Origin of the sequence: Pantoea stewartii, assembly GCF_011044475.1 — a bacterium.
GTDB lineage: Bacteria > Pseudomonadota > Gammaproteobacteria > Enterobacterales > Enterobacteriaceae > Pantoea > Pantoea stewartii.
This window is the reverse complement of record NZ_CP049115.1, coordinates 408,631-432,354: the sequence shown is the minus strand read 5'-3', so window position 1 is coordinate 432,354 and position 23,724 is coordinate 408,631. Positions and strand designations below refer to the sequence as shown.

The window sequence follows — 23,724 nt, the reverse complement described above, 5'->3', positions numbered from 1 at the left end:
CAACAGATGTGTTTCCGCTAACAGGATGGAGTGTTAAAGATGAAAACCGGCGCAAAGATTTTGGCTCTGTCAGCCCTTGCGGCTGTGCTGTTCCCGGCCTCAGCCATGGCAAAAATTGAAGAAGGCAAACTGGTCATCTGGATCAACGGTGACAAAGGCTATAACGGCCTGGCCGAGGTGGGGAAAAAGTTTGAGCAGGAAACCGGTATTCACGTCACCGTCGAACATCCGGATAAGATGGAAGAAAAATTCCCCCAGGTTGCCGCAACGGGTGATGGCCCGGATATTATTTTCTGGGCGCACGATCGCTTTGGCGGCTATGCCCAGTCGGGTTTATTAGCCGAAGTCACGCCGGACGCGCCCTTTCAGCAAACGATCTTCCCCTTCACCTGGGATGCAGTTCGCTACAATGGCAAATTGATCGGCTATCCGGTTTCGGTGGAATCACTGTCGCTGATTTATAACAAAGATCTGTTGCCAACGCCGCCGAAAACATGGGAAGAGATGGCCGCGCTGGATAAGCAACTGCGCGCAAAAGGCAAAAGCGCCATCATGTTTAATCTGCAGGAACCCTATTTCACCTGGCCTCTGCTGGCCGCCGGTGGCGCTTATGCCTATCAAGGAAACGCGGGCCATTACGATGTCAGCAACACGGGCGTCGACAGTGCCGGGGCGAAAGCCGGTTTGCAGTTTCTGGTCGATCAGGTCAAGGCAAAGGTCCTGAATGCGGATACCGACTATTCCATTGCTGAAGCCGCCTTTAATAAAGGCCAGACGGCCATGACGATTAACGGTCCCTGGGCCTGGAGCAATATTGATAAAAGCGATGTTCACTACGGCGTTGCGGCATTGCCAACGTTAAACGGTAAACCGTCTAAACCTTTCGTTGGCGTGCTGAGCGCCGGCATCAATGCGGCCAGCCCGAATAAAGAGCTGGCAAAAGAATTTCTGGAAAACTACCTGCTGACGGATGCGGGTCTGGAAACCGTCAACAAAGACAAACCCCTGGGCGCGGTGGCGCTGAAGTCTTTCCAGCAAAAACTGGAAAAAGATACCCGTATCGCCGCCACCATGAACAATGCGCAAAACGGCGAGATTATGCCCAATATTCCGCAGATGGCGGCCTTCTGGTACGCCATGCGCACCGCCACGCTTAACGCCCTCAGCGGTCGGCAAACCGTCGATGCCGCGCTAAAGGATGCGCAGTCACGTCTGAATAAATAAACCTTATAAAGCGGGCCGGTAAAACGGGTCCGCCTCTTGCCGTTGAGGAAATCGGGTCATGTCAGAAAAACCGCAAACGGGACGGCATCGTGCGTTGTTGAAAGGTCTGGTGATGGGTATGTGCTGCCTGCTGGTCGGCTACCTGTTAGTGCTGATGTACGCCCAGGGGGAATACCTGTTCGCCCTGCTCACGCTGGTGATCAGCGGACTGGGGATCGGGATTTACAGCCAGCGCCGGGCTTACGCCTGGCGCTATGTTTATCCGGGGCTGGCCGGAATGACACTGTTTGTGTTGTTTCCCCTGGCCTGCACGGTGGGCATTGCTTTCACCAACTACAGCAGCACCCATCAGCTGAGTCAGGAACGGGCGGAGCAGGTCTTACTCAGCCGACACTATCAGGACGGCGCAGGTCTGAATTTTTCGCTGTTTGCGATAAACGATCGCTGGCAGCTGGTCCTGACGAACAGCGCAGATAATCAGTCCTGGGTTTCCGCGCCCTTTTCCTTTGCGGCGGTCGGAAACCTGAAGATGGTCAGTGGGCCGATTCCAGAAGGAACGCGCGCGTCGCTCCGTGTCATTACGACGCATCGCCAGGCCCTGGGGAAGATCCGCGCTGAAATGCCGGATGGTCGTGAACTGGTGATGAGTTCGCTGCGTCAGTTTTCCGGCACACGTCCGCTGTATCAGGTGGTGGATCGTGACACGCTGAAAAATCAGCAAAGCGGCCTTCGCTATCGGGCAAACCCGGAAACGGGGTTCTACCAGGCGATCACTGCGCAGGGGCAATGGGGAAATGAACAGTTAAGTCCCGGCTTCACCGTAAGCGCGGGCTGGAAAAACTTTGTGCGGGTGTTTACCGATGAGGGGATTCAAAAGCCCTTCCTGGCGATTTTCGGCTGGACGATGATCTTTTCCTTACTGACGGTGGTGTTGACGGTCGCTGTCGGCATGGTGCTGGCCTGTCTGGTGCAATGGGAGGCGCTGAAAGGCAAAGCGATTTATCGCGTCCTGCTGATTCTGCCATATGCCGTGCCCGCGTTTATCTCCATCCTGATTTTCAAAGGGCTGTTTAATCAGAGCTTCGGCGAAATCAATGTGCTGCTCAGTACGCTGTTTGGGATCAAACCGGCATGGTTTAGCGATCCCACGCTGGCCCGCACGATGTTGATCATTGTGAATACCTGGCTGGGTTACCCCTACATGATGATCCTGTGCATGGGACTGCTGAAAGCGATCCCAGAGGATTTGTATGAAGCCTCTGCGATGGACGGTGCGGGCCCGCTGCAAAATTTCTTTTTAATTACGGTGCCGCTGCTGCTGAAGCCGTTAACGCCGCTGATGATTGCCAGTTTTGCCTTTAACTTTAATAACTTTGTACTGGTTCAGTTGCTGACCAATGGCGCACCTGACCGACTCGGCACGACCACACCGGCCGGTTACACCGACCTGCTGGTGAACTACACATGGCGCATCGCGTTTGAAGGCGGCGGCGGGCAGGATTTTGGTCTGGCGGCCGCGATTGCGACGCTGATTTTCCTGTTGGTTGGCGCTCTGGCGGTGCTGAATCTGAAAGCTGTGCGAATGAAATTTGATTAAGGAGACGTTATGGCTATGGTGCAACCCAAATCGCAACGGTTGCGTCTGCTTCTGACGCATCTGCTGCTGCTGACGTTTATCGCGGCAATCGTCTTTCCGCTGCTGATGGTCGTGGCCATCTCGCTGCGCGCCGGTAACTTTGCCACCGGCAGCCTGATCCCCGATCAGATCTCATGGGAGCACTGGCGGCTGGCGCTGGGGTTCAGCGTCCAGCACGCCGACGGTTCCGTTACGCCGCCGCCCTTTCCGGTGCTGTTGTGGCTCTGGAACTCCGTGAAAATTGCCGCGATCAGCGCACTGGGCATTGTGGCGCTGTCCACCACCTGCGCCTATGCCTTTGCCCGTATGCGCTTTAAAGGCCGCGCCAGTCTGTTGAAAGGCATGCTGATTTTTCAGATGTTCCCGGCGGTACTGTCCCTGGTGGCGCTCTATGCCCTGTTTGATCGCATTGGACAATACGTGCCGTTTATCGGCCTGAATACTCACGGCGGTGTGATTTTCGCCTATCTGGGCGGTATTGCGCTGCATGTCTGGACGATTAAGGGCTATTTCGAAACGATTGACCGATCACTGGAGGAGGCCGCTGCCCTTGACGGTGCCACGCCGTGGCAGGCATTTCGTTTGGTGCTGCTGCCGCTGTCCATGCCCATTTTAGCCGTCGTGTTTATTCTGGCTTTTATTGCCGCCGTGACGGAAGTGCCGGTAGCGTCTTTACTGCTGCGCGACGTGAACAGCTATACGCTGGCCGTCGGGATGCAGCAGTACCTCAATCCGCAAAATTATCTGTGGGGGGATTTTGCTGCCGCTGCCGTGCTCTCTGCCATTCCGATTACCCTGGTGTTTTTGCTGGCGCAACGCTGGCTGGTTAATGGCCTGACCGCCGGTGGCGTTAAAGGCTGACGGCTTCATCATTTGCCACTGCTGTGCTCGTGTTGGCGGCCACTGGCCGCCTTTTTTAATTGTCGTCTGTCAGATCGTCATAAACGGCACGCAGGCGCATACGCAGATACAGCACGGCTTTGTGCTTGCGCGACAACAGAGTCTGAACGCTTACGCCGGTGGCGTGAGACAGTGCTTTGTAACTTATGCCCTGCAGCTCTGTTTTATCGAACACCTCAAACTGCGCTGGCGGCAGTTCAGACAGTGCCGCTTCCAGGGCTTCCCAAAGCAGCCCCCGGAGATAATCGTCTTCGGGCGTTTGCGGCGTGCCAAACAGGGTTTCCGCCAGTTCGACGTCTACCGCCTCCTCCTCCTCATCATCCTGCTCATAAGGAAAAAGCGGCAGTTCTCGTTTCTTACGCGCCCGGTCGGTCATTTCATTACGCGCCGCCCGAAACAACCACGCCGAGATATTCTCTACAGGTTGTTCTACCCCGATCAACTGACAGGTCACTTCCTGCAAAATATCCTCAGCCTCATCGCGAACGGCGATGCGACCCCGGATAAAAGCGTGGAGTTTTGTTTTGCAGCGTTCAAGCGCTTTTACCAGTGATGCGGTTTGCAATGCGCTGGCCTTCATCGTCATTACTCTGTCCGGGTGTCAGAGTGAGTGTCCGCAGACGGTGGCTGCTCTTCCCGGCATCTGTCCCGACGGTGGTGAGCACGATGGCCGAACCCTTCACGCCGTTGCTTCATAAATTCATCCCGTTCTTCCGGTGTCATCTGCATCCAGCGCTCATGCATGCGCCGCCGCGCCTTGCCAAACATCCCCGGTCTGATGCCCAGGCCGCCAAACAGAATCCGGCACAGCAGCAGCAGTCCGGCGGCCTGCCAGAAACCAATTGTTTTAACGCCTGTAATGGCAGGCAGTATGGCATTCCATAGTGTCATGACCAGCAGACACAGCACGACAATTAACACGCCCCCAACAATGAACGCCTTTGGCAGGCGGTGCCTGCCCATGCCACGAGAAGGGTGAAACGGGTGATTATCGACATTTCTCATAGTTGTATGACCTCAGCAGTGATTAACATGATGAGGTAGACGAATGAGCCCGCAAAATATTGCTGGCTCGTTAAAAAAAATTTGTTGAGTGTGGAAGGTGGCGGTCAGGTCTGGCATAAAACCGCGCTGCCGATCAGCACAGGCCGACCGGCAACGGGTAAAAACCACGGGACCGAAAATCCCGCTCATGGTGACAACGTCACATCATGATTTACTTACGTGGTCGGGCGTCACTTTTTCGACCGCCCTGCCTTCAAGCACCGCCTTCACAACGGTAAAAACGTCGGTGTTATCAATATAGTCGCCCTGGTTGTAGCCCACATGCTTAGCATAGCCCGCATCGTTGCCACGCACGCGCTCCGCAAAGGCATCGGCCCCAACGCCTTTTGCCCACAGCGGCACAAGCGCGTTGGAATGGTTGCCGGTTGGACGGAATGAGATGCCGGGCATCATGCCTTTCCCTTTATTAATGACGGCCTGGAAAGGGATGTTCTGCGCATCGGGTCCCATTGGCATGCCGTTGTCGTGATCGGTCGTCACGATCAATAACGTCTCGTTCCAGTTACTGTTTTTCTCTACCCATTCAATCACGGAGGCAACAGCGTTGTTGAAGTCTGCACTTTCTTCAATCAGGCGACCATATTCCACGCCGACGCAGTTGGGGTTGTAGGAATTCCCCCAGTCGCCTTTTTCGCTACAGGCATTGCTGGTATGCGCGGACCAGTCAGTCGCACCGCCTTCGACCATCATAAAAAAGCCGTCGGGGTTTTTACTCAGGTGCTGAATGGCTCCCCGGGTCATCGTATTCAGGGTCGGTACCGTGGCAATAAACGCATCCCCGGACGGATTCGCCGCATCTTTGCCAACAATGGCGGCCTGACGGCCCTGCTGCAACGTGCCGTTGGGGGCAACGTTCGGCGATCCCAGTAACGGGCCGCTATGCACCAGCGCGCCACTGGCGAGGCGGGCGAACGCCTCAGTACTGCGCACCACTTTCCACGGCTGACCACCCGCAGGGGCCAGCTTGCCAGCGTTGAGCAATGTCCAGTCTGCTTCAGAGAGGTAACGGTGCGCATCTTCTCCGCACCCCACGGTGGTTTCGTTTGAAGCCAGATGCTGACAGTCGGTGCCGTTGGCGTTAAAGCCCGGCAAACCGGTTCCCATAATCAGATCCAGTTTCCCTGACGTCAGCATTTGTTTCGCAATCGCGTGATAATCGTTACGCGACGCGTTTTGTGCGCCAAAGGCGGCGGGCGTGGCGTGAGAGAAAGGCACGCTGGTGACGACGCCTGTCGCTTTGCCCATGGCTTTCGCCGTTAGTGTGACAAAATCAACCGGCTGTCCGTTGTTATCAACGTTGATGGCATTGTTATAGGTTTTAATTCCTGACGCCAGCGCTGTGCCGGCGGCGGCGCTGTCCGTTGGATTCACCGCCAGATAGTCGTAACCCCTGAACGGCAGATCCTTATTATCTGTTCGGGTTGTATCCCAGGCTTTCTGCGGATCGTAATTAACCAGAGAGGCATTATTGTGCGTGGCTTTTTTTGAGGCATTCAGGGGATAGGTTGTCATGGCATATTTTGCCGGAAACGCGGCATACGGCGTACTTTCACGGCTGCCATACTGCCAGTAGGCTGTTGCATCCCAGGTGCCCCAGCCTGCCCCGTCATTAATCATGATAATCACATTCTTGGCTTTCACTTCTGCCGCCAGCACGGCGGAGCTGGCGGTCATACCGCCCATTGCCAGCATAAGCAGACTGAGTTTACCCAGAGAAAACGCGGCAGCGGTACGGTAAAGACGTGGTTTGCGTGACATAAAACTCTCCCTATCATTGCGGCAAGCCCCTGACAGACAAGCCAGGTTTCAGCCCATGTCAAAAAATGTCTGTTTGTAACATTGATGGCTGCGCAGTATTACGGCGACGTGTGACAGTTTTATGAAGAAAATCCCCCTCTGTTTCCCCCCTGTCTGACCATCGCTTGCGGCGTAACGGATAAAAAGCTTTTATATCAATGCATTGAGGCATCACTTTAAAAAACCTGCTGCAGAAAGCGTGCTGTGTAAAGCTCTGTAAGTGAGCACACGGATGACCCAACGTTAATGCCAGGGCGTGCCGACTTTGTTTGTTAATTTGACGTTGGGATTTTGTGTCTTAATTTCACAACCTGTAAGCAGACACAAAAATCCTGCCAAATTTCAGCTCAAGTGTGGCGGAAGCTTTCATAAGCCTCTGATTAGCAAGAAAAGCCAAATTCATTTACTTGAAAAGGTATTTGATAACTTCTGCCGACAGTATTTAACACGGCAATAAAACGTAAGCACATAGCAAACCCGTAACGATCACTGTCGCGTCGTTTGCCCGTGATAGCGATACATTCCGATATTCAGGAGCATTAAAATGAAAGCACTTGTTCAGGATCTTTTGTCTATCTTCTCTCCTCAGACAGTCAGCCCTGTGTTTATCCGTAGCGGCTTATCTCAGGAAGAAAAAAATGCCATCACCCCGATGGGCGTAACGACGGTGACCTGGGCGACCTCAATGCAGGAAGTGACTGATGCGCTGCTGCGCAAAGCCACTGAGGCCGGTGCTGTGGGTTACCACATTACCCAGGTTGATTCTCACAAACCCGGTAATGACCAGCAGCATATTCTGGAAGCGACCGCGACCCTGTATGCGCTGGATGAGAAGGCATTGCAGAGAGCACGCTAGTGACATCTCCATCTTCGCAACGCGTTTTTAGCCCTTCCGAACCCTGCTGATTATCCGGATGATAATAGCAGGGTTTTTTAATCCTTTTCCTGCTGCCAACGCCGGCATAGTCTGCATTTTTAAACATTTCTCCGGTGTCTCATCGTGCGGTGTAAATCAGAAACTTAACTGTATGATGTAACTAATATCAGTTAAGGGATAAATTGTTTTGCCGCCTGTCGCCCCTGTTTTGCATTCAGCCACTATAGTTTTTCAACGTATTGATTCTCAGACATGAGGTTTTTATGAGCACGCTGTTTTCCACTTTTTCACTCGGTGAATTAACGCTCGATAACAGAATTGTTATTGCGCCAATGTGTCAGTATTCCGCTGAAGAGGGTTGCGCAACCGCCTGGCATCGTATCCATCTGGGGCAGCTCGCCTTTTCAGGGGCTGGACTGTTAATCATTGAAGCGACCGCGGTAGAAGATATTGGTCGTATCACCTACGGCGACCTGGGGTTATGGAATGATGACACCGAAGCCGCACTGGCGGCGGTATTAGCTGACATCCGTCGCTATTCCGATATGCCGATTGGTATTCAGTTGGGTCATGCCGGGCGCAAAGCATCCTGCGACGTGCCGTGGGAAGGCGGCGAACACATCTCGCCTCAGAACGGTGGCTGGCAAACCGTGGCCCCTTCCGCCCTGCCGTTCAGTGAAGGCGATCATCCGCCCAGCGCAATGGACGCCAGCGCGCTGGCGCGTGTCAAAGAGGCGTTTGTCGCTACGGCAAAGCGGGCCGTTCGTCTTGGCCTTGAACTCATTGAGGTGCATGCCGCGCACGGCTATCTGCTGCACCAGTTTCTGTCGCCGCTTTCCAATACCCGCGATGATGAATACGGCGGCTCACTGGAGAACCGAATGCGTTTTCCGCTTGAGGTCTTTAAAGCAGTAAGTGAGGCCGTCCCGGCCGCCATTCCGGTGGGCGTGCGTATTTCTGCCAGCGACTGGGTTGAAGGCGGCTGGGATGTAAGCCAGTCCATTGCCTTTTCGCAACAGCTGGAAGCGCTGAACTGCGCCTATATCCACGTTTCCAGCGGGGGCCTGTCAGAACAGCAGCAGATCAGCGTCGGCCCGAACTATCAGGTCCCTTTCGCGCGGGATATTCGTCAGCAAATCGGTATCCCGGTGATTGCGGTAGGCTTAATTACCGAGCCACAGCAAGCCGAAGATATTTTGCAGCAGGGGGAAGCGGATCTGGTCGCGCTGGCACGCGGTATGCTCTATAACCCACGCTGGCCATGGCACGCCGCTGCCGCATTCGATGCAACGGTGAAAGCGCCGCCGCAGTATCTGCGTTCTGAACCTCACGGCGCAAAAGGAACACTGACGCCGGACGAGTAAACCGTTATGGCTGCACGGCGTGCGGCCTTACTGATAGTGTTGAAGACAACGCTGTAGCGCCAGATGCGGGCCGGTCAGGGGCTGCCGTGTTGATGCGAAATGCGCCGCCGCCGGTGCCATTGACGTCTGCGCCAGCACAACCTGCTCCGCGCCCTGCTGCCAGGCCGCTTCAACCGCTTCTGTTACACAGGCAAGATAGCCTGCCTGATCCCCCGCTTTAAACTTCTGCCAGGCCCCCGGAATAAGAACGACCTCTGCCCGCCCGTTGACACCGTTAAACAGTGCGCGCGTGGCGCCCAGCGTGGATTCAGCCGCACAAAGCACGACCGTTTGCCTGGGATTTTCGCGGACCGCCTCTGCCAGCATGCTGTCTGTGCGCCAGACCACGCACGGCGAAGATGCGTTTGTAAAGCTTTCAGCCACCGGTCCGAGCGTGGAACAGGTCATCAGAATGGCGTCAAAATGGGGTTGCAGACTCGCCAGCAACGCGCCGATCCGTGCATGAAGTTCAGGCGTCAGTCCGCCACTGGCTTCGGCCTCCGCCAGCAGGTGCGGCATCACCAGATGACTCAGTTGCAGATCTCCCGACGGCAACTGGCTCGCTGCATCGTCAAAGATGCAAATATTGCTGGCCGCAGTATGTAAACAGGCAATGGCGATCATGTGTGGGCTCGGCGTAAAAACAGGTTTTCATCATGCCATGGGCGACGCCAGATTCAAACGTCTCCTCTGTAAGAGAGAGCCGCACGCCAACCCACCAGCCCGTGTGGTAGCGCCTGCTTATTACTTATGCCGTCAGGCCTGCCATGCGGCATGCTGGATAACGATCCGATAGCCGTCCCTGTCCTGAAAGGTTGCGCCGTTTTTTGCCCAGTACGGGTTAAAAGACGTCACTTCAGTAAACCCGGCACGCGTCATTGCCTGACAACGTTGCTGCCAGCACGCCGCGTCCGGCAGATACAGCACCAGCAGATCGTCAACCGTTGTCGCGGGCTGGACAGGATGGTGCTGACAAGACGTAAACTCCAGATGCCAGGGCAAGGTCTTATCGCCCAGCATAATGCCGCTGAATCCGTCATGGTCCCTGAATTCCCCCAGTTTATGCAACCCAAGGCCTGTGCAGTACAGGTCTGCGCTCGCGGTCAGGTTACTGACCGGGCGCGCAATGCGCAGTTGTTGTATCACCATTGCTTCCCCTGATTCTGTAAAAAGGCTATTAATAGTGAGCGTGGATAACGACATAACAGTGAGGTTTATAATGTTTCTGCAGTCAGCACGTTTGTTGCTCAGAGCTATGCGCCCTTCCGACGACAAGGATCTGTTCCGTATTTATGGCGATCCTGCGACCAACACGTTTAACCCGGCGGGCCCGTATCCGAGCCTGGCGTTCGCGCAGCAGAAGCTGGCCGAGAGGCTGGCCGCTTTTGAACGGTACGGGTTTGAAAGCTGGGCGATATCGACGCGAGATGCGCCCGATACGCTGATTGGCTTTGGTGGGTTGAGCGTACGTAAGTTTGCCGGTGAGTTGACCAATAATCTCGGCTATCGCTTTGACACCCAGGCATGGGGTAAAGGTTATGCTACTGAGCTGTCACGTTTTGCCCTGGATTACGGCTTCAACGAGCTGGGGCTGGCGTCCGTGACCGCCTCGGTACGACGTCATCATCAGGCGTCAATTCACGTGCTGGAGAAAAGCGGGTTGCGCTACATCAAAGAGATTTATGACGTCGAAAATGCCCCGCCAAGCCTGTGTTATGCGATGACGCGTGAGCAGTGGCAGGCCGCACAAACCACTGCGGAACCTAAATGTTAGCAGGGTGAGCTGCTAATTAACCTGTGCGCAGACGAATGAGAACGCACCAGGATGTGTACTTATCGTAACGGTGATCGCCAGGTGAACTTGCGTAATAAATATGATGAAGCAGGTCTGGGAAGATAATGATATGAGTAAGCCAACGCTGACAGTAGTACCTGATAAATGTCTGCCACTTAATTACAATTTTAAGAAATGGCAAAGAAGCTCACGGCTGGGCGAAATATGTCAGTTTCTCAAAGCATTTATTGCTGTCTCAGAGAGCATCAATACAGATTTGACACAGGTCTGAATACGTTCAATGATGGCTTCTCGTGGGCCACGCTTCCATTCATCGCTCAGGTAAAACGCGGCCTGAGAGGCTTCCATATGCGCCATATTATCGAAAGCCCGGATGAGGTAGTAAGCATCGACATCATGTGCAGAGTTGCCAAAAGCAATGATGTCGATTCCCGCTTCACGATGTAAAGGCGCGCTTTTCTCGACCATGATTTTATGAAAGTCTCGTCCAGTGCCTGGTTTCAGGCCGTACTGTAATAATTCGACTGCACGCATGCACCTCTTCCTCCTGCTTTATATTTGTGCTTACCATACCATTCCGCACGCAAAGCGAAATCAATAAACTTCACTTCTGATGGGTTATTCATTAAGTCTCGCCATAAATATGATGTAACAGAGGCTTCAGCATTCATACCGTATACGCCCAGACGAGTTCCTTGATAACAGGGTTTGCTGACGGTCTGCGCGCATGTCAGCGATATGGCGCGCCATACGTTGTTAAAGCCAGTGGAAACAGCCCCCGCGCCGAACATAGTCGACGCCGGAGGTTTGTCCCTTCATCCCGTGCAGATCGCTGCTACACGTTGAGGGGATCATTTGCGATTCCGACGTCGACGTACGGTGAGCGCGGCACGTCGCTGTTGCTAACTGATAATCAGCCAAGCACATCCTGCACGCAGGCTTTAAACACTTTCACCCCAAGCGCCAGCGCGTCACGGTCAAAATGCATCTCCGGATGATGCAGACCTGGCGTCAGGTTGGCCCCCAGTCCCCAGAAGCCGCCTTTAATCTGTGGACGAAGACGCAGATAGTGAAAGAAGTCTTCACTGCCGGGTGTCGACTTCGGCGCAGTGAGGCCGGTTTCGCCAAATACGCTGCGAATACCGCGTGCGATCACCTCTGTGGCCTCGTCATGGATAATGGCGGCGGGCATCTCTTTCAGAATGCGGATCTCTGCGCGTGCGCCATAGGCGGCGGCGCTGCTCTCAATCGCGCGTACCACCTGTGGTTTGAGGGTAGCCATCGCTTCGTTCTCTGCCGCACGCAGATCCCAGCACACCTGCGCTTTATCAGGGATTGAGTTAGTCACGCCCGCATCACAGAGAAACCGCGTCGCTTTTGCGCTCCATGTCAGCGACGGAGCAAGATGAATGCCGTTCACCGCCTGCACCGCGTGCGCAGCGGCATCCAGTGCATTGACGCCCAAATGTGGCCGCGCGGCGTGCGCCGCTTTGCCGTGGAACATCACTTCCACGGTAGCGGACGCTGAGTAGTACATCGCCGGTACGGCCTGGCCCATTGGGCACTCCTCCAACGGGCGCAGGTGGAAGCCGAGCAACATGTCGACATCATCAAGCACGCCGCCTTCGGTCAGGGCAATCGCCCCGGTGCCCAGCTCTTCCGCAGGCTGGAAGATGAATTTTAACCGGCCCTTTTTCACCAATCCTTCAGCCATCACCTCCTGGGCGGTGGTCAGTACGACGGTGGAGTGGCCATCGTGCCCACAGGTGTGACGCGCCACATGTTGGCCGTCAATGATATGCCCCAGCGCATCCATATCGGCGCGCAGCGCTAATGTCGGGCCAGGCTTACCGCTGTCCAGAACGGCGACAATACCGGTGGTGTTATTTACCTGGCGAGTGACCCGGTAGCCCGCCGCCTCCAGTACGCCCGCGATATAGGCGGAGGTTTTAAACTCTTCGAACCCCAGTTCCGGGATTTGGTGCAGGTAATTAAAGTGCTCAAGTGTACGCGACACGTCTTACTCCTTAGTGCTCAGGCAATAACGCGCATAATCAGCATGGCGATTAAGGCATTGAGAATGCTGACCGCCATCAGTAACGGCCAGTACTTCTTCGGCACATCGGCCACGCCCAGCAGGCGCCCCATGTACTGGAGTTGCGAGCCCATCAAAAAGATGGCGGGCGCGAGAATGGTAATCTGCGCCATATCAAGCTGGCCTTTACTCAACAGGCTGACGGCAACGCCGGTGCCCGCAGAGGAAGAGAGCCAGGCGGTTAACAGTACGGTGATCGCCTCGCCCGGCAGGCCAAAAAGCCCCATCAGCGGGGCGCAAATGTGCCCAATAATCTGCATCACGCCCAGCAAATTGAGCATTTCGGCGATGACATAGGCCATTAATACATTTGGCATCAGATTATTAATGGCGATATTAAAGCCTTTGCGCGCACCAATAACGAAAATATCAAACGGATTACCGGAGACTTTTGCCTGATTATTCATTGTCGAAATCTCGCTTATAAACAGTATTTAATGCCAGGCGAACCACGGCGGCACCGACGAATTTAAGGACAAACATTAAAATCAGCGGAATAATAATGGGGAGCGTTAATGAAGCGAACATCGCCGAGCCGATAGAGAAATAGTTATTAATCAACCCGGCACCCGAGTATTGCCACGAGCCCATAATCACCACATCTTTGCGGGTGATTTTTTTGCTGTCATAGAGCTCTTTGGTTAATGCCGCGCCGGCATCGGTGCTTTGCAGATCGGTAATCAACGCAAGACCGGTATAACCCGGAATTCCGAGCAGTGGTTTTAACAGCGGAGTAAGTAATTTATGTGCCGCGCGGATCGCGCCGTAATGAGTGAAGATTTCCAGCAGGCCGAGTGCCAGCATTACCGTGGGCACCAGCGAGAGTGCAAAGAGGAAGCCGGCTTTGGCGCTCAGGCCGCCGCTGCCGATAAAGGTATTGGTTTCCGGCGTTTTCATGGTGCCGAACGCGCCACCTAACGTGGTAAAATCGAATGCACCCAGCCAGGCCATACCGTCAACTTTAAAAAAGAAGCCGGAAAAGACCAGCAGCACAATGATCAGTGAAATCCACGCGCCCGGCCCCACTTTCCACTCCTCTGTCGCTTCTTTATCTGGCTGCTTCAGTGTTTTTGATTCGCTCATATCATCTCTCTTTACATCTGTAATGGAAAAGTCCTGATACTAAGCAGGATCCATGCCTGAATAGCCCAGCCGTGAAATAAACCTCTTTTATTAAGATTTTTAGTGCAGTAAAAACCCTTCCCAAAAAAACATGAGAACGTCATATCCCTTTTCGGAAAAGTGTATTTTTCTCTGCCTGCCTAAAGGCGCAGGCAAATAACTTCTCACCGTTTTTGGGCGCACTTTTGGTGCAGTACGATGTTGTTCGCTTTTTTTCTTTTCTGACCAGCGAAAATTAACGGTTAATTTGATTATCACTATTTAAACAGCTTGATAAATAGCCGTGGAGTGATGTTATTGTTGCCTTAAGGTCAACAGTAACGAGGAAATGTGGCAGATGTTCCAGGATAAACAGGTGGGCTATCTGTATGAAGTCGGTAACCAGGGCGGCATTCGCCGCGCGGCAGATATCCTCGGGGTTAATGCGTCGGTCGTCAGCCGTCAAATCGCACAACTTGAGCGTGCGCTACAGCTTCCCTTGCTGGAACGGCGTGGGCGTAACGTGGTGTTGACCGAAGCGGGACGCCTGCTGGCAGAGGACTATTTTGTCAGCCGTATGCGGCGCGAAAAGCTGGAGAGCCAGCTTAAAGATCTGCGCCATATGCGCGGCGGAACGCTTTCGGTGCGCATTGGCGGCGGACTGATCACGGCGTTTATCGAAGGGGTTATGCGCGAATTTGCCCAGTCTTACCCGCAGGTGTTTGTCGATATTGTGGTCGGCAGCATGCAGGAGATGATGAACGATATCGTCAGCGGCGAAGCGGATATGGCGCTGGCGTTTGGTCCGATTGGCACACCGGAACTGAAGCGGCACAGTTTTAAGTGGGGGCCGATCTGTGCCGTCGTCGCGCCGCAGCATCCTGTCGCCAGTCTCGCCAGCATCACCATTGAAGCGTTGACTGCTCACCCGCTTATCGCCCTCACAGAGAACTTCGGCCTGCAGCGGCATATGAACGCGATGTTCAAAAGCCAGGGCCTGCAGTTTCATCCGGCTTACCGGTGTAACCTCTTCTCGACCGCCATGAACCTCAGTCAGGCCGGGCTCGGCGTCTCATTTATGACGGCCCACGCCGCCGCCGACCCGATTCGCCAGGGCACACTTGTCGCCGTGCCAATCGATCATCCGATTGCCAGTAGCGCTCAGTGTCACCTGTTACGGAACTCCGACAGGCGCTTTACCCCGGCAGCCCATCATATGTGGCGACTTCTGCATAATGCGTTTCGCGACAGATAAAGGCAGAGACAGCCGTAAGGACTGGATGTCATGCCAAATGCAGAAACAAATGGACAGCGAAGATGGCTAAAGCCAGCGGTGAGCAAGGAGAAGCGATAAACCGTTGAGTCAGACAGTCAGTACTGAGGCAGTAACAGTCAGAGAGGTATCGTTTAAAAGCCCGGCGTGAAGGCGGAAATACCTTCCCCATGTTGCCGGGCAGATGACTCAGCGAGACGGCGTGAGCAATTCCCGTTCTATCCGCTCCCGGGTCTCAACGGCCTGATATTTCATTTTTTCCGGGTAACCGAACAGCGAAGCGGCCACGACAGGTTCGCCACCCACTTTGAACGTCTGCTCTGCAAACTTCATATCCCGCAGGGTGCGGAACAGCGTCTCAAAATCCACCTCGCCTTCTCCGATGCCAACATGCTGATGAATGGTCGCATCGACACCGGGTGGATTGACAATGTAGCGGCAATGTTTGGTGTGATTCATCGTATCGGCAATGAGAACATGAGAGAGATCGTGCCCCGCATGACGAAGCATCCTCTCTACATCCCCTTTTCCTTTATCGTAAAAAAAGGTATGCGGGACGCTGTAAACGTATTTAACGTTATCGCTCCTGAATGACCTGACCATATTAACGGTTTCGTCGCTTTCTTCGCAGAAGTCCCATGGATGCGCCTGTATTTCTACACGGATGCCTTCACATTCGAACAGCGGAAGCAGTGTTTCCATCGAGCGGTAAAACATCTCATCGCAGATTTCAGGTTGATTAGGATCGCCCGCCAGTTCGGTATTAATGACCTGAACCCCCATTTCGACGGCGATTTCAACGAGGCGTGTCCAGTTTTTTACCGCCGCCTGTCGGCGCAGTTCATCCGGGCCAGACCATCGGTAAACACAAATGAAAGAGGAAATTTCAACGCCCGTTTCGCGCAGGGCCTTCTTATACTCCGCCATGATTTCGCGGCTTGCGCGAGGATGCTTATAGAACGGATTAATTTCCGGATGCGGAGACTGCTCGATGTACTTGTAGCCCCATTCCGACACCTGACGGACCATTTTGGTGATACCCAGATCTTTGATTACATCTACGTCGAATGCAATTTTCATTGATGCCACCTTTACGTTATCTCATGCTGCCTGAGTCGGGTTTCAGGCAGAGAAAGTCACTTCATCGCAAATCTCATCCTCAACAGAATGATGCGCTCAGACCATTTTTCACGACAGCCAATATCAGCATTCCACCCACGTCGAGCCGGATTCGGCTGAGCGGACACAGTTTTCCACCCATTTGACGCCCGCCAGCCCCGCATGCACATCGGGATACCAGAAATCTTTCAGGAAGGCGTCATCACCCCGATCGGTGGCATCCATAGCCAGCGCGAAACGTCTGTAGAGGTTTGACCAGGCCTCGAAAAGACCTTCCGGATGTCCCCCTCCGATACGGTCATCTGCACGCGCGGCCGGGTGAAGATAGTCCATGCCCCTTTCCAGGATGCGTACCGGCTCGCCCTGAATTTCAAACCGGAGCTGGTTCGGCTGTTCATCCCACCACTCAATACTGGCTTTAGCGCCGACGATGCGCACTTTTTGCCCATGCATGGAGCCGCAGTTAACGGCGGAGGCCCACAGACTGCCGACCGCGCCATTCTCATATTCCATCAGGACAAACGCGTTATCTTCGAGGGGAGCACGGCTTTTAACAAAGCTCTGCCGCGAGCACAGCAGTCGCCTGATTTTTAAGCCGGGAGCCATAGTTTCAGCGATACACAACGGATGGGTTGCCAGGTCCCCCAGCACGTAACTGGGACCGACAAAGCGCGGGTTAACGCGCCAGCTGGTACTGGCGTTATTTTGCTCAACGGATTCGTTGTGAAAACCGTGTGCAAACTGCATCGTAACAATGCGGATGTCGCCAAGAAGCCCCTCCGCAATCATTTCTCTGGCCTGGAGAATGAGCTGATGACCGGTATAACCATATGTCACGCCGATGATCTTGTTTTTCTCCCGGCTCAGTTTCGCCAGATGCTCAGCCTCTTCGACCGTGAAGCACAGCGGCTTCTCACATATCACATGAAGTCCGGCTTCAAGCGCGGCGCAGCAGACAGCAAAATGCGTGTTGTTTGGTGTGGCGATGGAGACGGCCTGAATACCGTCCTCGCGTTGTCCTTCTGTAGCAAACAGGGTTTCGTAGTCGGCATAGCACCGGTCTGGTGAAAGGCCCAGTGCTTCACCAAAGGCGCGCCCACGTGCGGCATCAATATCGAACGCGCCGGCGACTAACGTAAAGGTATGATCACGGAGTGCCGATGAGCGGTGAATGTAGCCAATCTGACTGGTTCCGCCACCGCCGACCATGCCCCACCGAAGTGATTTTTCGAGCGGTTTAATGCCGTTAATCATGATTATTCTCCTCAGAAACCGACGGAATGCAGATAATGCAGACTGGCCGTAACATCACGCAGGCTTGTATCCGCATCACGCGGATCTCTTTCCTGTTCAATGGTTATCCAGCCCTTGTAACGACGCTGGCACAGAAATGCATGAACGTCCGGATAGTGGATGGCACCGCTGCCTAGAGGACACATGACGCCCTGGGCGCAGGCGGTGAAAAAATCCAGCCCTTCTTTGACTGCCCGGCGCCAGACAGCCTCGTTAACATCCTTGAAGTGCAGGTAATCAATCCTGTCCCAGTAACGTTCCAGCGTAGCCACCGGCGCCATGCCAGCGTAATACAGATGGCCGGTATCCAGGCAAAGCCCGGCTACGGTATGGGGAATATCGTGGACCAGCTTTTCCAGTTCATCGGCAAACTCAATGCAGCCACCAGCATGGGGATGAATGACCGGCCTGACACCGTACGCTTTCCAGGCAATCTCACTCAGAATGGTGATATGTCTTATCATCGTCTGCCAGTCACTGGGATTAAGCCGCGGGGCCTTTTCTGACTGACCGGCTGTGGCGGCACGTTCAGGATCACCAAAGTCGATGATGACAAGATAAGGTGGCGATGCCCCCTCATTGACAGCGTCAGCCTGCCGGGTAACGGCGCTCAGGTTGTGGCAGATCTTATGGGTCAGATCGATCATTGCCGGGAAGTTTTCTTCACTGACTAAATCGTCGAAAAGGGTGCCGGCAATAACAGACAGCTGATGTTCCTCAAGTGCAGACGTCAGGGCTTCGGGCTCAACAGGCAAGTATCCCCATGGTCCCAGCTCCAGGCTTTTGTATCCCGCGAGCGCGGCCTCTTTTAGCACGCTCTGCCAGGGGGGAAGAAACGGGTTTTTCGGGTCGTCCACTCCCCAGCTACAGGGTGCAGTCGCGATGGAAATGGTCATGGTTTTTCTCCGGATGCGGCAACACAGGTAAGCACTGACAAGCAGGCGACAAATGCCTGACTCAGTGCGCGCAGTATTGCGCCGGTTTTTTGATACCAGCAACCCTCCGTCGTGGATTATTTGATAGAGATCATGATTTTTTTAAATCATAATATTGATAGTTTTACATCAAAACCAGACAGCGCAACCCTCTGCGTGATACGTCGTGAGACTCAGATATTTTCCCGGGTAACCAGATCGAAGGGAACGGTAACAGAGAGAGGATTGCGGTCGGTTTCCTGATATCTGCGGATAAAAACAGAGACGATCGTCTCAGCCACAACATCGATACGGTGGCGCATCATCACATCGACATGCCCCGCGATAAGCGCCATTTCATCGCCGATGAACGGGCCATGGCAGAGAATTTTTATATCATGTCGCGCGCTTTCACAGACCGCCTTGATTACGCCCTCTATGCCACCGCACGGCGCATAAATCATGGCCACACTGGGATGGTTTTTGAGCAGTTGGCTGGCAGCCAGATAGCCCCCACTGATGCTTTCCCGCGTCTGTAACGGCTCAAGCACCACCGCATCTTGTCTGTTCTCGCGCAGGTACGAACGGAAGCTTATTTCACAGCTTTCCTGGCAGTTGAAACGGTGATCGCCGAGCAGCACACCAATAACACTGTCTTTTTCCATCATGCGCTCAGCAAACCATCCCGCTGTGCGCCCTGCTTTCAGATTATCGAGACCGATATAGCCCGCCTGACCACAGGGAGAAAGATCGGAAAACAAAGTGAAAATTTGCACGCCTGAAGCGGATAGTTGCTTAATGGTGTGCCGTATAAGAGGATGATCGAGCGCAACTACTCCAATGATATCGACGCGTTTTGCCAGAGCTTCAAGAGACGACACGACTTTCTCCACATCATGTATATCAGCCCACACAAACGCCGGCTCTGTCGCCAGTTTTCCGTCTGCATACCGGCGGATTTCCTCTGACAGCACCTGGTAAAACGAATAATCACTGGGCAGCAGAATAAACCCGGTGCGCACCGCGCTCTTAACCGCCGTGGCTTCTGGCGTCATCACCTTACGCAGATCTTCCCGGTAACCGAGCGCTTCCGCTGCGCGCAGAACGCGGTCCCGGGTTTCCTGCTTCACTGACGCTCTGTTATTTAGAACACGATCAACGGTAGCCACCCCGACACCCGCCGCTCTGGCAACCGCTGACATGGATATTTTTTTCATTACACAGCCCGAGATGATAGATTTCTATCATCTTAAACACATAAAGTGTGCAGCAGCAAAATACTTCTGCTGCTTTGCGGCGTTTTTTACAGGATGACGCATTGGCAGAAAGTGACCGCCGCATGACAGCAGGCAGAGAAAATGTGGATGCAGGTTATTCAGCAGAATGCGTGATTAATTCCAGTATAGGAATGATCGCTTCTGGCGCAACGTGAGCGTTATAGTCATGGTCGGTTCAGTAAACGATGTAAAGCTTTGCCACCGATTAGCCTGATTTGGCAAACCGTACTGTTTTTAATAAAAAGCAAAGTGCCTACAGTTTTTTAGTCTGCTTAACCTTTCTCTGAAGATATGTATTCCCTCTCCAGAACAAGGGCCAGAAGAACAGACGATTTAATCTGGTTTTTCATCTAGCGACTGGCGGTATATCACACATCCCTCCATAAATTGCGGCCAGTCAGGGACCTGTATCGGTGAATTCTTTTGTTCAGGTAGAAGTGACCACAATTCAGGATGAAACCAGCAGAGGTCGTGTCCCGTAGCGTCACGATGCGCGCGTATGGCTGCCCTCAGTCGCTTTATCTCCTGTAGCAACTGTTCTTCATTCATGTGGTGCAAATCGTGGTCAGGGTCAGCCACTTCCTTTTCTTCTTTCATTAACGCCCTCCGGAATAATCGTTAATCAGTGATGCCTTAGGTTGTTAAATAGATTTTCTGTTGGCATGACTTATCGCCACTCACTCCTCTTCCTGAGGCGCAGAAGTAAAAATATACAGAAACAGCCCTTGATGAGGAGTACCTGCTACGTGCCGGTGAAGGTGTGCCAGGGAGTGACGTATACATCGACCTCACGTTAAATCAGGGGGGCCAGACTATACAGCCCCCCTTTTGGCTTGCATAAATGGCTACATTATTTAGCACCAAAGCATGCATTCATGCCATCCGTAACGGTTCCCCCGGGCACCCCCTGAACCGGCCTGGCCGCTATCAGCAGGCTGCCTGTATTTACGAACCCACTCGCTTTTTTTCCGTGCTTCGCATAGGCAACGGCCGCATCTACTCCCATGGCCGCCATCGTCAGGGGATACTGCTGGGCTGTCGCGGCTATCTCTCCGCGGCCAATACTTTTGATTGCCTCACATCCCCCGTCTATGGAAACCAGTAACACGGCTCTTTCTTTCCCCGCCTCCCTGAGTGCCTCATAGGCACCGGCCGCTGCCGGCTCGTTAATGGTGTAAACCAGGTTGATATCAGGATGATCTTTCAGGCAGGTAGCCATCACATCGTGCCCCTGCTGCTTCGCCCCACCGGTGCTGCCAGCGCAGACCACCTCCGGGGAGCCTGAAAGCATGTAAGACTCGCTGTCCGCCGCTTTAAGCCCCAGACCGTTCATAAATCCATTGTGACGTCTTGCCCCGACCAGATTACCTGGAGACAAATCCAGCATGGCAATTTTCAATGACTGCCCGGGGAATCTGACGGGCATGACGGCCCTGGCATATTTGCCGATGGCCTCTCCGGCCTGGTAATTATCCGTGCCAAAAAGCGCGTCAACCGCGCTGGCCGGATCCGTTGGCGAATCCAGAGCAATGACCTGTACCCCTCTGGCTCGTGCTTCCTCAATGGCAGGCACAACGGCTTTTGCATCACTGGGGGTAATCAGTAGTGTGGTAGCACCGGCTGCGACCATGGACTGAATAGCAGTAATCTGCGAAGCCACATCCCCGTCTGATTTACCGGATGCAGTAAGTAACCTGATGTTATGAACCGTTGCTCCCAGTTGCGCACCGGCCTTCATTTTTTCAAAGTAAGGGTTGGCGTCCGTTTTTGTGATGAGCCCCACCGTAACGGGTGTCGTCGCTGCTGCAGCGTACCCGGTAAACCCTGTCTGCAACGCCAGAACTGTGACAACTAAATAAAGGCGAAGGCTGTTCACGGGAGACTCCTTGACAGATGCGTTGTAGCAGCCACGTCCGGGACTGTATTTGAGATGTCAAAAGCAGCAATTTCCTGCAGCATTAACCGGGCCTGCTGCTCAAGATTTGCTGCAGCCGCGCTGCTTTCTTCAACCAGCGCGGCATTCTGCTGGGTGGTCTGGTCCATTTGTGTTACAGCTTTATTTATCTGCTCAATGCCGGCATGCTGTTCGCGCGAAGCAATGGTAATTTCCGCCATCAGCGTTTTGACGCTGTTTACGGCGCTCACAATTTCCGACATGGTTTCACCTGCATCACTGACCAGACCCGACCCCGTATCGACACGCTGTACAGATTCGTCGATAAGCGTTTTAATCTCTTTCGCGGCCAGGGCGCTACGCTGCGCAAGGTTACGAACTTCACCGGCCACCACCGCAAATCCACGCCCCTGCTCCCCTGCCCGCGCCGCTTCAACCGCCGCGTTCAGCGCAAGAATGTTGGTCTGAAAAGCGATACCTTCAATGACACTGATAATCTGCGAGATATGCCCTGAGCTACTGGAGATATCCTGCATAGTAGAGACGACGCGTGCCACCACATCGCCGCCGCGTTGTGCTGTGTTAGCGGCCCCTGAAACCTTTTCATTGCCTTCCTGTGCGCTCGCAGCGTTATTTTTTACCGTGGCCGTCAGTTGTTCCATGCTGGCCGAGGTTTGCTCCAGTGCGGATGCCTGCGCTTCAGTACGGCGACTGAGGTCCTCATTGCCCTGATGAATTTCTTCCGCTGCCTTGAGAATATTGTCGGCAGAATGGGCTACCTGACTGATCAGTTGCGCCAGGTTTTTCTGCATCAGCCCCAGCGCGGCCAGAACACTGCCCTGCGGTGCCTGCGAGGCATTAGGTACAGGGTTAAGATCGCCTTCCGCAATCCGCTGAACAAGATGTTTCAATGTCCCCGGCTCTTCACCCAGGGCGCGCAAAAGTGTCCGGATGATTATTCCACCCAACAGTACTGACAGAACCAGCGAAACAAGAGTGACAGAGATGAAGACGAGCCGGGTAGACAGATAAGTTTTCTGCGCAACTTCCACCCGGTTTTCTGACTGTTGTTTGCTGTAGTCCAGATAGTCATTCGCAGCGCTGATGAGTCGCTGTAGACCTGGCCTGAGTTCACGGTTAAGCCGGTCTATGGCTTCAGCTTTCTTTTCCTCAAGCGCCAGTGAAACAATATGGTCAGCCACGGGACGATAAGTTTTCTCAGCATCAACGATAGCCTGGACAAAATGTCTGTCGCGCTCCGTTATATCCGCCTGTGAATTAACAGCACGGGCCAGTTTTTCCGTCGCCGCCGTCATGCTGGCTTCCGCCCGACTGACCTGTTCCCTGCCCGCTAAAATGTCAGCGGGCTCACTGACAAGAACAAGACCGTAAATATCAAGAGAATTGGTTTTAATATCCCCGAGTATGGTGTTCACCAGGCTTTCTCTGGCCGAAACCTGCTCAACGTGGTTTCGGAATGTGTCATTTGCGTTCATCAAAGCCCTGACAGAAAGGCAGGCGATAAGAAGAACCATAATGACGAGTGATGCAAAACCCAGCGTAAGCTGCATACGTACCGACGCCCGACTGAATTTCATGAGTATGTTTCCCGTGCTTTAAGTAATTAAATGAAGAGGATGTTCAACGGAAGGCGGAACGTATCTGTCGTCTGAAACGCGCCTGGTCCCTGTCAAGAACGCGCTCAGACCTACTCACAGATATCGGCTGTTTATCAGGGAGCCTTTACAAGGCACACCGGCTAAAGCTTTCAAATGTTGCATGGATCACAAAACAACAGTGTGTGGCTAAAGAAATGATGAGACGTGGCAAATACCGTAAAAATGTAATAAAAACCTGACGTGAGATAACTTGATGTAAACAAAGGGATTTAAACAATTACTGGTAGGTATAAAATTAATTAATGCGATCTTTATTACTTTTTTATGGCAGCTTTGAGAACTCAGAGATTTCCATGCTGAGTGTGGACACGGAAAATGGATGGCGTTTTAAATCTTTTAATCAGGCAGTGAGTGAGTCGGCATACTGAGGATAAATCTCACA

At 53.6% G+C, this 23,724-nt stretch carries 23 protein-coding genes; 7 read left to right on the top strand and 16 right to left on the bottom strand.

Going from position 1 to position 23,724, the window contains the following annotated elements; all coding sequences use genetic code 11:
- The first annotated feature begins 39 nt into the window (after positions 1-39).
- The 3 genes from malE to malG are packed head-to-tail and all read left to right on the top strand — an operon-like array spanning position 40 to position 3,721.
- Entirely contained in the window at positions 40-1,224 is a 1,185-nt protein-coding gene (gene malE / locus G5574_RS01975; protein WP_164481949.1) for a maltose/maltodextrin ABC transporter substrate-binding protein MalE, read from the top strand.
- A gap of 58 nt (positions 1,225-1,282) precedes the next feature.
- Positions 1,283-2,821 (top strand): maltose ABC transporter permease MalF, encoded by a 1,539-nt coding sequence (gene malF, locus G5574_RS01970; RefSeq protein WP_164481948.1) that lies wholly within the window; start codon positions 1,283-1,285, stop codon positions 2,819-2,821.
- Between the two features lie 9 nt (positions 2,822-2,830).
- Positions 2,831-3,721, top strand: coding sequence for a maltose ABC transporter permease MalG (gene malG, locus G5574_RS01965; RefSeq protein WP_164481947.1), 891 nt, complete (start codon positions 2,831-2,833; stop codon positions 3,719-3,721).
- Between the two features lie 55 nt (positions 3,722-3,776).
- On the opposite strand, the gene G5574_RS01960 is transcribed toward malG, so the two are convergent.
- The 3 genes from G5574_RS01960 to G5574_RS01950 all read right to left on the bottom strand — a co-directional run bounded on the left by G5574_RS01960 (position 3,777) and on the right by G5574_RS01950 (position 6,583).
- On the bottom strand, positions 3,777-4,340 hold the full coding sequence (locus tag G5574_RS01960) for an RNA polymerase sigma factor (protein ID WP_058702019.1): 564 nt from the start codon (positions 4,338-4,340) through the stop codon (positions 3,777-3,779).
- 5 nt (positions 4,341-4,345) lie between these two features.
- Complete coding sequence (locus G5574_RS01955; protein WP_033741652.1) at positions 4,346-4,765, bottom strand: hypothetical protein; 420 nt, start codon at positions 4,763-4,765, stop codon at positions 4,346-4,348.
- A gap of 204 nt (positions 4,766-4,969) precedes the next feature.
- The gene (locus tag G5574_RS01950) at positions 4,970-6,583 is read right to left on the bottom strand and encodes an alkaline phosphatase (protein ID WP_054687737.1); all 1,614 of its coding nucleotides are present in this window, start codon (positions 6,581-6,583) and stop codon (positions 4,970-4,972) included.
- Between the two features lie 583 nt (positions 6,584-7,166).
- Between G5574_RS01950 and G5574_RS01945 the strand changes: the two genes are divergently transcribed.
- Together G5574_RS01945 and G5574_RS01940 are read left to right on the top strand one after the other, a co-directional pair.
- Entirely contained in the window at positions 7,167-7,478 is a 312-nt protein-coding gene (locus G5574_RS01945) for a YdgH/BhsA/McbA family protein (RefSeq protein ID WP_164481946.1), read from the top strand.
- A 284-nt stretch (positions 7,479-7,762) separates the two neighbouring features.
- A complete protein-coding gene (locus G5574_RS01940; RefSeq protein ID WP_164481945.1) occupies positions 7,763-8,863 on the top strand; it encodes an NADH:flavin oxidoreductase/NADH oxidase in 1,101 nt (366 codons plus the stop codon).
- Positions 8,864-8,890: 27 nt separating this feature from the next.
- Here G5574_RS01940 and G5574_RS01935 read toward each other — a convergent pair whose 3' ends face one another.
- A complete protein-coding gene (locus G5574_RS01935; protein WP_164481944.1) occupies positions 8,891-9,526 on the bottom strand; it encodes an aspartate/glutamate racemase family protein in 636 nt (211 codons plus the stop codon).
- 132 nt (positions 9,527-9,658) lie between these two features.
- Positions 9,659-10,051: a VOC family protein gene (locus tag G5574_RS01930; protein ID WP_054687739.1), complete on the bottom strand. Its 393-nt coding sequence runs from the start codon at positions 10,049-10,051 to the stop codon at positions 9,659-9,661.
- Positions 10,052-10,121: 70 nt separating this feature from the next.
- On the opposite strand from G5574_RS01930, the gene G5574_RS01925 reads away from it, so the two are divergent.
- Complete coding sequence (locus tag G5574_RS01925) at positions 10,122-10,676, top strand: GNAT family N-acetyltransferase (protein ID WP_164481943.1); 555 nt, start codon at positions 10,122-10,124, stop codon at positions 10,674-10,676.
- 228 nt (positions 10,677-10,904) lie between these two features.
- On the opposite strand, the gene G5574_RS01920 is transcribed toward G5574_RS01925, so the two are convergent.
- The 4 genes from G5574_RS01920 to G5574_RS01905 form a co-directional block, all read right to left on the bottom strand.
- Positions 10,905-11,231, bottom strand: a complete 327-nt coding sequence (locus G5574_RS01920) for an NIPSNAP family protein (protein WP_033741642.1) — start codon at positions 11,229-11,231, stop codon at positions 10,905-10,907.
- Between the two features lie 379 nt (positions 11,232-11,610).
- Positions 11,611-12,714 (bottom strand): M20 peptidase aminoacylase family protein, encoded by a 1,104-nt coding sequence (locus tag G5574_RS01915; protein WP_054633774.1) that lies wholly within the window; start codon positions 12,712-12,714, stop codon positions 11,611-11,613.
- Between the two features lie 17 nt (positions 12,715-12,731).
- Positions 12,732-13,199, bottom strand: coding sequence for a YjiG family protein (locus tag G5574_RS01910; RefSeq protein WP_164481942.1), 468 nt, complete (start codon positions 13,197-13,199; stop codon positions 12,732-12,734).
- Complete coding sequence (locus G5574_RS01905) at positions 13,192-13,875, bottom strand: nucleoside recognition domain-containing protein (RefSeq protein ID WP_033741636.1); 684 nt, start codon at positions 13,873-13,875, stop codon at positions 13,192-13,194. The genes G5574_RS01910 and G5574_RS01905 overlap by 8 nt, the downstream gene beginning before the upstream one ends.
- A gap of 376 nt (positions 13,876-14,251) precedes the next feature.
- On the opposite strand from G5574_RS01905, the gene G5574_RS01900 reads away from it, so the two are divergent.
- Positions 14,252-15,148: a LysR family transcriptional regulator gene (locus G5574_RS01900; protein WP_033742190.1), complete on the top strand. Its 897-nt coding sequence runs from the start codon at positions 14,252-14,254 to the stop codon at positions 15,146-15,148.
- 207 nt (positions 15,149-15,355) lie between these two features.
- On the opposite strand, the gene G5574_RS01895 is transcribed toward G5574_RS01900, so the two are convergent.
- From G5574_RS01895 to G5574_RS01865, 7 genes are all read right to left on the bottom strand, one after another.
- Positions 15,356-16,246, bottom strand: coding sequence for a sugar phosphate isomerase/epimerase family protein (locus tag G5574_RS01895; protein ID WP_164481941.1), 891 nt, complete (start codon positions 16,244-16,246; stop codon positions 15,356-15,358).
- A gap of 123 nt (positions 16,247-16,369) precedes the next feature.
- The gene (locus tag G5574_RS01890; protein WP_164481940.1) at positions 16,370-17,539 is read right to left on the bottom strand and encodes a Gfo/Idh/MocA family protein; all 1,170 of its coding nucleotides are present in this window, start codon (positions 17,537-17,539) and stop codon (positions 16,370-16,372) included.
- An 11-nt stretch (positions 17,540-17,550) separates the two neighbouring features.
- Positions 17,551-18,474 carry a TIM barrel protein gene (locus G5574_RS01885; RefSeq protein ID WP_164481939.1) on the bottom strand — a complete coding sequence of 308 codons (924 nt, stop codon included), beginning with the start codon at positions 18,472-18,474 and terminating at the stop codon, positions 17,551-17,553.
- A 212-nt stretch (positions 18,475-18,686) separates the two neighbouring features.
- Positions 18,687-19,709, bottom strand: coding sequence for a LacI family DNA-binding transcriptional regulator (locus G5574_RS01880; RefSeq protein ID WP_039340367.1), 1,023 nt, complete (start codon positions 19,707-19,709; stop codon positions 18,687-18,689).
- A 393-nt stretch (positions 19,710-20,102) separates the two neighbouring features.
- On the bottom strand, positions 20,103-20,366 hold the full coding sequence (locus tag G5574_RS01875) for a hypothetical protein (protein ID WP_164481938.1): 264 nt from the start codon (positions 20,364-20,366) through the stop codon (positions 20,103-20,105).
- A 253-nt stretch (positions 20,367-20,619) separates the two neighbouring features.
- Positions 20,620-21,645, bottom strand: coding sequence for a substrate-binding domain-containing protein (locus tag G5574_RS01870; RefSeq protein WP_239001144.1), 1,026 nt, complete (start codon positions 21,643-21,645; stop codon positions 20,620-20,622).
- On the bottom strand, positions 21,642-23,261 hold the full coding sequence (locus G5574_RS01865) for a methyl-accepting chemotaxis protein (RefSeq protein ID WP_164481937.1): 1,620 nt from the start codon (positions 23,259-23,261) through the stop codon (positions 21,642-21,644). The genes G5574_RS01870 and G5574_RS01865 overlap by 4 nt, the downstream gene beginning before the upstream one ends.
- Positions 23,262-23,724: the final 463 nt, after the last annotated feature.

Excerpts from the sequence above, each read along its gene's own strand:
- malE (WP_164481949.1), top strand. The coding sequence starts at position 40 with ATGAAAACCGGCGCAAAGATTTTGGCTCTGTCAGCCCTTGCGGCTGTG.
- malF (WP_164481948.1), top strand. The coding sequence starts at position 1,283 with ATGTCAGAAAAACCGCAAACGGGACGGCATCGTGCGTTGTTGAAAGGT.
- malG (WP_164481947.1), top strand. The coding sequence starts at position 2,831 with ATGGCTATGGTGCAACCCAAATCGCAACGGTTGCGTCTGCTTCTGACG.
- G5574_RS01960 (WP_058702019.1), bottom strand. The coding sequence starts at position 4,340 with ATGAAGGCCAGCGCATTGCAAACCGCATCACTGGTAAAAGCGCTTGAA.
- G5574_RS01955 (WP_033741652.1), bottom strand. The coding sequence starts at position 4,765 with ATGAGAAATGTCGATAATCACCCGTTTCACCCTTCTCGTGGCATGGGC.
- G5574_RS01950 (WP_054687737.1), bottom strand. The coding sequence starts at position 6,583 with ATGTCACGCAAACCACGTCTTTACCGTACCGCTGCCGCGTTTTCTCTG.
- G5574_RS01945 (WP_164481946.1), top strand. The coding sequence starts at position 7,167 with ATGAAAGCACTTGTTCAGGATCTTTTGTCTATCTTCTCTCCTCAGACA.
- G5574_RS01940 (WP_164481945.1), top strand. The coding sequence starts at position 7,763 with ATGAGCACGCTGTTTTCCACTTTTTCACTCGGTGAATTAACGCTCGAT.
- G5574_RS01935 (WP_164481944.1), bottom strand. The coding sequence starts at position 9,526 with ATGATCGCCATTGCCTGTTTACATACTGCGGCCAGCAATATTTGCATC.
- G5574_RS01930 (WP_054687739.1), bottom strand. The coding sequence starts at position 10,051 with ATGGTGATACAACAACTGCGCATTGCGCGCCCGGTCAGTAACCTGACC.
- G5574_RS01925 (WP_164481943.1), top strand. The coding sequence starts at position 10,122 with ATGTTTCTGCAGTCAGCACGTTTGTTGCTCAGAGCTATGCGCCCTTCC.
- G5574_RS01920 (WP_033741642.1), bottom strand. The coding sequence starts at position 11,231 with ATGCGTGCAGTCGAATTATTACAGTACGGCCTGAAACCAGGCACTGGA.
- G5574_RS01910 (WP_164481942.1), bottom strand. The coding sequence starts at position 13,199 with ATGAATAATCAGGCAAAAGTCTCCGGTAATCCGTTTGATATTTTCGTT.
- G5574_RS01905 (WP_033741636.1), bottom strand. The coding sequence starts at position 13,875 with ATGAGCGAATCAAAAACACTGAAGCAGCCAGATAAAGAAGCGACAGAG.
- G5574_RS01900 (WP_033742190.1), top strand. The coding sequence starts at position 14,252 with ATGTTCCAGGATAAACAGGTGGGCTATCTGTATGAAGTCGGTAACCAG.
- G5574_RS01895 (WP_164481941.1), bottom strand. The coding sequence starts at position 16,246 with ATGAAAATTGCATTCGACGTAGATGTAATCAAAGATCTGGGTATCACC.
- G5574_RS01890 (WP_164481940.1), bottom strand. The coding sequence starts at position 17,539 with ATGATTAACGGCATTAAACCGCTCGAAAAATCACTTCGGTGGGGCATG.
- G5574_RS01885 (WP_164481939.1), bottom strand. The coding sequence starts at position 18,474 with ATGACCATTTCCATCGCGACTGCACCCTGTAGCTGGGGAGTGGACGAC.
- G5574_RS01880 (WP_039340367.1), bottom strand. The coding sequence starts at position 19,709 with ATGAAAAAAATATCCATGTCAGCGGTTGCCAGAGCGGCGGGTGTCGGG.
- G5574_RS01875 (WP_164481938.1), bottom strand. The coding sequence starts at position 20,366 with ATGAAAGAAGAAAAGGAAGTGGCTGACCCTGACCACGATTTGCACCAC.
- G5574_RS01865 (WP_164481937.1), bottom strand. The coding sequence starts at position 23,261 with ATGAAATTCAGTCGGGCGTCGGTACGTATGCAGCTTACGCTGGGTTTT.